The organism is Pseudoalteromonas sp. SR45-5, assembly GCF_014163565.1.
Taxonomy (GTDB): Bacteria; Pseudomonadota; Gammaproteobacteria; order Enterobacterales; family Alteromonadaceae; genus Pseudoalteromonas; species Pseudoalteromonas distincta.
The window spans coordinates 1-5,194 of sequence record NZ_JACJDN010000273.1 but is presented as its reverse complement, the minus strand read 5'-3'; the positions used below and the strand labels follow the sequence as shown (position 1 = coordinate 5,194).

Genomic DNA, 5,194 nt, shown 5'->3' with positions numbered 1-5,194 from the left:
AAAATGCCTTTAGGTCCATTGTTTTTACCTGACGCTGAAATTTAGTTATGGTTGCCGTTAGTGTTTTTTATGAACACTTTTAACTACTAAGACCAGTTTTTTATACCGCGTTAGTGTAATTCATGTTTTAATTGAAAAAATTTGTCTGCTAATTGCTATTGGCAGGCTCGCGACACAGAACAGCATTAAGAGAGTTGCAAATGAGTTGGCTAGAAAAAATCTTACCTAAAACGACAAAATCATCAGGTCGTAAAGAAATCCCAGAAGGTGTTTGGGCTAAGTGCACATCGTGTGATTCAATTTTATATAAAGCTGAATTAGAAAAGTCATTAAACGTATGTCCTAAGTGTGACCACCACATGCGTGTTAGTGGCCGTAAGCGCCTGGAACACTTTTTAGATGAAGGTGACCGTCAAGAGCTTGGCACACAACATGAGCCTAAAGACATTCTTAAGTTTAAAGATTCTAAAAAATACTCTGATCGTATCAGTGCAGCCCAAAAAGCAAGTGGTGAAAAAGATGCACTTGTAGCTATGAAAGGCCGATTAAAAGGCATTCCAGTTGCAGCAGTAGCATTTGAGTTCTCATTTATGGGTGGCTCAATGGCTTCTGTTGTTGGCGCTCGCTTTGTTGATGCTGTTGATCAATGTTTAGAGCATAACATGCCGCTTATTTGTTTTTCTGCATCAGGCGGTGCACGCATGCAAGAAGCGCTTATGTCGCTTATGCAAATGGCTAAAACAAGTGCTGCACTTGCAAAAATGACTGAAAAAGGTCTTCCGTTTATTTCAGTCATGACTGACCCAACTATGGGTGGTGTATCTGCATCACTTGCTATGCTGGGCGATATTAACGTTGCAGAACCTAAAGCGTTAATTGGTTTTGCAGGTCCTCGTGTTATTGAGCAAACAGTTCGCGAAACATTACCTGAAGGCTTTCAGCGTAGTGAATTTTTGCTTGAACACGGTGCAATTGACATGATTATTGACCGCCGTGAAATGCGCGATACCCTTGCACGCATTTTAGCTAAATTTATGAACTTGCCTTCTACGGAACAAGAGCATAGAGTAGCGTAAATTTCAGCTTTACTGATTACACGCTATGACAAAAAAAATTCCTAGCCAATCATCAAGCCTTGATGATTGGCTTTTTTATTTAGAAAGTGTTCACCCAGCTAACATTGCTATGGGCTTAGAACGAGTTGCTAATGTTGCTAACAATATTGGCCTGTTAAACACTCCAAGTAAAATTATTCTTATTGCCGGTACAAACGGTAAGGGCACCACAGCACGGTGCTTAGAGTCGCTATTGCTAGCGCAAGGTTTCAGTGTGGGTACTTACGCATCTCCACATTTAATTCGTTATAACGAGCGTGTACGAGTTAATGGGGAAGAATTGGCAGACCAATTTCATATAGATGCTTTTCACCAGCTTGAGCAAGGCCGTAAAGACACTGCTCTGACTTATTTTGAATATGGTACTTTGGGGGCGTTGGCAATTTTTAAACGCTGTAACGTCGATTATGTATTACTAGAGGTTGGTTTAGGTGGACGCTTTGACGCCACAAATATAGTCACTCCCTTTGCAAGCGTGATCACCACTATAGACTTAGACCATAAAGAGTACTTAGGTGATACCCGTGAGTTAGTGGCTTATGATAAAGCCGGTATTTTTCGTGAAAATACGCCCGCTATTATAGGGGATTTAAATATTCCTCACACAATGACTGATTACGGCAAAGAAATTAATGCCAACATGACGCTGTCGGGCAGTGACTTTATTTTTAAAGAAAATGCTGAGAGCTTTAATTGGCAATATAAAGAACATAATCTTGAAATAGATAAGCCTGCAATACCGTGTCAAAATGCAGCTACCGCATTAACTACGCTAAGTGTTTTAAACTTATTACCTAGTGAATCAATTATACGAAGTTGTTTAGCTAATTTAGTTGTCGAAGGGCGCTTTCAACAGTTAAGTGTTGAGCCTTTAGTCTTTACCGACGTAGCACACAACCCTGAGTCGGCGCGTTATTTAGCCAATAAGTTATCAAGCTATAAAGATAAAGGCTTTAAAATTCATGCATTAGCCGCTATGCTTGCTGATAAAGATAAAGCGGGTGTATTTAAAGAAGTAAGTCACTTGGTCGATGAGTGGTCATTAGCGAGCTTAAGTGGCCCGCGAGGCGACACTGCAAGTAATTTACAAAATGCACTGCACGAATTGTCTCATCATAATACTATTAATAGCTATGATAGTGTGGCACAAGCACTGAATGTAATTTTACCAGAACAACAAAGTGATACTATGTTGATTATATTTGGTTCATTTTTTACAGTTGCTGGCGCTATTAATTACTTTAAAAAATAGAGAGGATGTCGGTGAACTCAAGTTTTATTAATCGCTTAGTCGGAACAAGTATAGTGGTGATCGCAGCAATTGTGTTTATCCCTAATATACTCGATGGCGAAAAAGTGCATTATAAAGAAGGCTTTAAAGCGATCCCAGACCGCCCTGAGTTCAAAACAATCGATCTTCAAGAGTCAATTGATGAAAATATGGCTAATGCTGAGCCACTAAAGCAAGATGAAATTGAAGACATTCAAGCTGACGATGAAGCTTTTGAGCAGCAAAGCGCGATGGATGAGAGTGATTACGCTGTGGAAGATAAAGTTGTTGAAGCAACTATAGAACCCAAAGCTACACCAATTACAAAAGCGCCTGTTCAAGCTAAGCCAGAGCCAATTGTACCACGTAAAAGTGATGAAAACCTAACGAGTATGGCCTATGTTATTCAATTAGGTAGTTTTTCACATGTTGCAAACGTTAAAGCATTACAGGCTAAATTAAAGGCTGAAGGGTTTAAAACATTTACTAAACCGATTAAAACCCCAAATGGGACATTAACCAAAGTATTTGTTGGTCCTTCGCTTGATAAAAGTGAATTACAAAAGCAGCTCCCCCAGCTCAAAGAGCTTACTAAATTAAATGGTAAAGTTACGCAGTACGAAGTAACAAAATAATTTAAAAAAGGCTTGTATAACAAGCCTTTTTTTATTTATTTATATTTTTTTTATCATTATCTTTATCTCACAATACTTAGACTAGAATGTTAATTTTTTGTATTAACTACAACCCAGTAATCTCCCGTTTAAACTTGCATACTAACGATGTTTGGGTATAGAATGCGCCCCAAATTAGCGACTAATTGGTTCTTATGATCTGGGTTGATTACGCCATTATTGGCATCATTGTATTGTCTACCATCATCGGTTTAATACGCGGCTTTGTAAAAGAAGCAATGTCATTAGCGGTATGGGCTGGCGCCTTTATCATCTCTAGCTTATTTTACCAATATTTAGCTTCCTTCCTAACAACCATTTCTGAACCCCTTTTAAGAAATGCGGCGGCCATAGCCATATTATTCTTTGCGACGCTACTGTTAGGCGGTTTACTAAACTACATTTTAGGTGAACTTGTACATCGTACTGGTTTATCGGGTACCGACCGTGTCTTTGGCATAGTGTTTGGTGCTCTACGAGGCGTGTTGGTCGTGAGCGCGTTACTCTTCTTTCTTGATGCTTTTACTGGTGCACCCAATACGCACTGGTGGGGCAATTCTATTTTGATTCCAGAATTTGGCTTTGTTGTTGAATGGTTCTTTTCGTACCTAGAAAACAACTCGAGCTTTTTAAATTCAGTAAACCGTTAATCGGCGAGGATAAATTACATGTGTGGTATCGTTGGAATAGTCGGAACATCCCCTGTCAATCAGGCGATTTATGATGGCTTAACTGTTTTGCAGCACCGTGGTCAAGATGCCGCGGGTATCATTACCATTGAGAATAATACGTTCAGCTTACGCAAAGCAAATGGCTTAGTGAAAGATGCCTTTCACACTCGTCATATGAAACGACTACAAGGTACGATTGGTCTTGGCCATGTGCGCTATCCTACAGCAGGGTCTTCAAGCTCATCTGAAGCACAGCCTTTTTATGTTAACTCACCGTTTGGTATAGCACTTGCCCATAATGGCAACCTTACTAATGCAGAAGCTTTAAAAGAGCAGTTATTCTCAGAAGCACGTCGTCATGTAAATACAACATCTGATTCAGAAATCTTACTCAACATCATGGCACATGAACTAAGTAAATCTGATAAGTTGCATTTAGACCCTGAAGATATATTTACTGCGGTAACCGAGGTAAATAATAAAGTAAGCGGTGGTTATGCAACAATTGCTATGATTATTGGTCACGGTATTGTTGCTTTTCGCGACCCGAATGGTATCCGTCCACTTGTATTTGGTAAACGTGAGACTGCAAAAGGCACTGAGTACATGTTCGCCTCTGAAAGCGTTGCGTTAAAACCGGACGGCTTTGAGTTTGTACGTGATGTTGCCCCTGGTGAAGCTATATATGTTACAGAAGAAGGTGAATTTCATTCACTTAGTTGTGCAGATAAAGCATCTTACTCGCCGTGTATTTTTGAATTTGTTTATTTTGCTCGACCTGATTCAACAATAGACCGTATGTCTGTTTATGCAACACGCGTAAACATGGGCACAAAACTAGGCGAAAAAATTGCACGCGAATGGGCTGATAAAGACATTGATGTAGTTATCCCAATCCCAGAAACTTCATGCGATGTAGCACTGGAAATTGCACGTGTGCTTGATTTACCCTATCGCCAAGGTTTTGTTAAAAACCGTTATATTGGTCGTACATTTATCATGCCTGGCCAAGAGATGCGTAAAAAATCAGTGCGTCAAAAGCTAAACGCAATTGATCGCGAGTTTAAAGGTAAAAACGTATTATTGGTTGATGACTCAATTGTTCGTGGTACAACATCAGCACAAATTGTTGAAATGGCTCGAGAGTCTGGTGCTAAAAATGTTTACTTTGCATCCGCAGCGCCTGAAATACGCTTCCCTAATGTGTACGGTATTGATATGCCTTCAGCAGCTGAGCTTATTGCTCACGGACGTGAAGTTGAAGATATTAATGCAAGTATTGGTTCTGACGGTTTAATCTTTCAATCGTTAAAAGATTTAATAGCTGCGGTTAGCCAAGAAAATCCTGAAATTACTAAGTTCGAAACCTCAGTATTTGATGGGCAATATATTACAGGCGACATTGATCAAAACTATTTAAACCGTATTGATGAGCTACGTAACGATTCAGCAAAAAGTACCCGC

Annotated in this window: 5 protein-coding genes; all 5 read left to right on the top strand. The window is 39.6% G+C overall.

Features of this window, described 5'->3' with window-relative positions:
• Positions 1 to 200 precede the first annotated feature (200 nt).
• On the top strand, positions 201 to 1,076 hold the full coding sequence (gene accD / locus H5072_RS11290) for an acetyl-CoA carboxylase, carboxyltransferase subunit beta (RefSeq protein ID WP_007376856.1): 876 nt from the start codon (positions 201 to 203) through the stop codon (positions 1,074 to 1,076).
• A 25-nt stretch (positions 1,077 to 1,101) separates the two neighbouring features.
• Positions 1,102 to 2,367 (top strand): bifunctional tetrahydrofolate synthase/dihydrofolate synthase, encoded by a 1,266-nt coding sequence (folC, locus tag H5072_RS11285; RefSeq protein WP_002958358.1) that lies wholly within the window; start codon positions 1,102 to 1,104, stop codon positions 2,365 to 2,367.
• A gap of 11 nt (positions 2,368 to 2,378) precedes the next feature.
• Positions 2,379 to 3,020: an SPOR domain-containing protein gene (locus H5072_RS11280; protein ID WP_182693568.1), complete on the top strand. Its 642-nt coding sequence runs from the start codon at positions 2,379 to 2,381 to the stop codon at positions 3,018 to 3,020.
• A gap of 194 nt (positions 3,021 to 3,214) precedes the next feature.
• Positions 3,215 to 3,709: a CvpA family protein gene (locus H5072_RS11275; protein ID WP_002958356.1), complete on the top strand. Its 495-nt coding sequence runs from the start codon at positions 3,215 to 3,217 to the stop codon at positions 3,707 to 3,709.
• Positions 3,710 to 3,727: 18 nt separating this feature from the next.
• Positions 3,728 to 5,194, top strand: a 1,467-nt coding sequence (gene purF, locus H5072_RS11270; RefSeq protein ID WP_182693567.1) for an amidophosphoribosyltransferase, incomplete at its 3' end; no start/stop codon positions are given.

What these genes read in the sequence shown, in the direction of transcription:
- H5072_RS11275 (WP_002958356.1), top strand. Translation starts at nt 3,215, where the DNA reads ATGATCTGGGTTGATTACGCCATTATTGGCATCATTGTATTGTCTACC.
- accD (WP_007376856.1), top strand. Translation starts at nt 201, where the DNA reads ATGAGTTGGCTAGAAAAAATCTTACCTAAAACGACAAAATCATCAGGT.
- folC (WP_002958358.1), top strand. Translation starts at nt 1,102, where the DNA reads ATGACAAAAAAAATTCCTAGCCAATCATCAAGCCTTGATGATTGGCTT.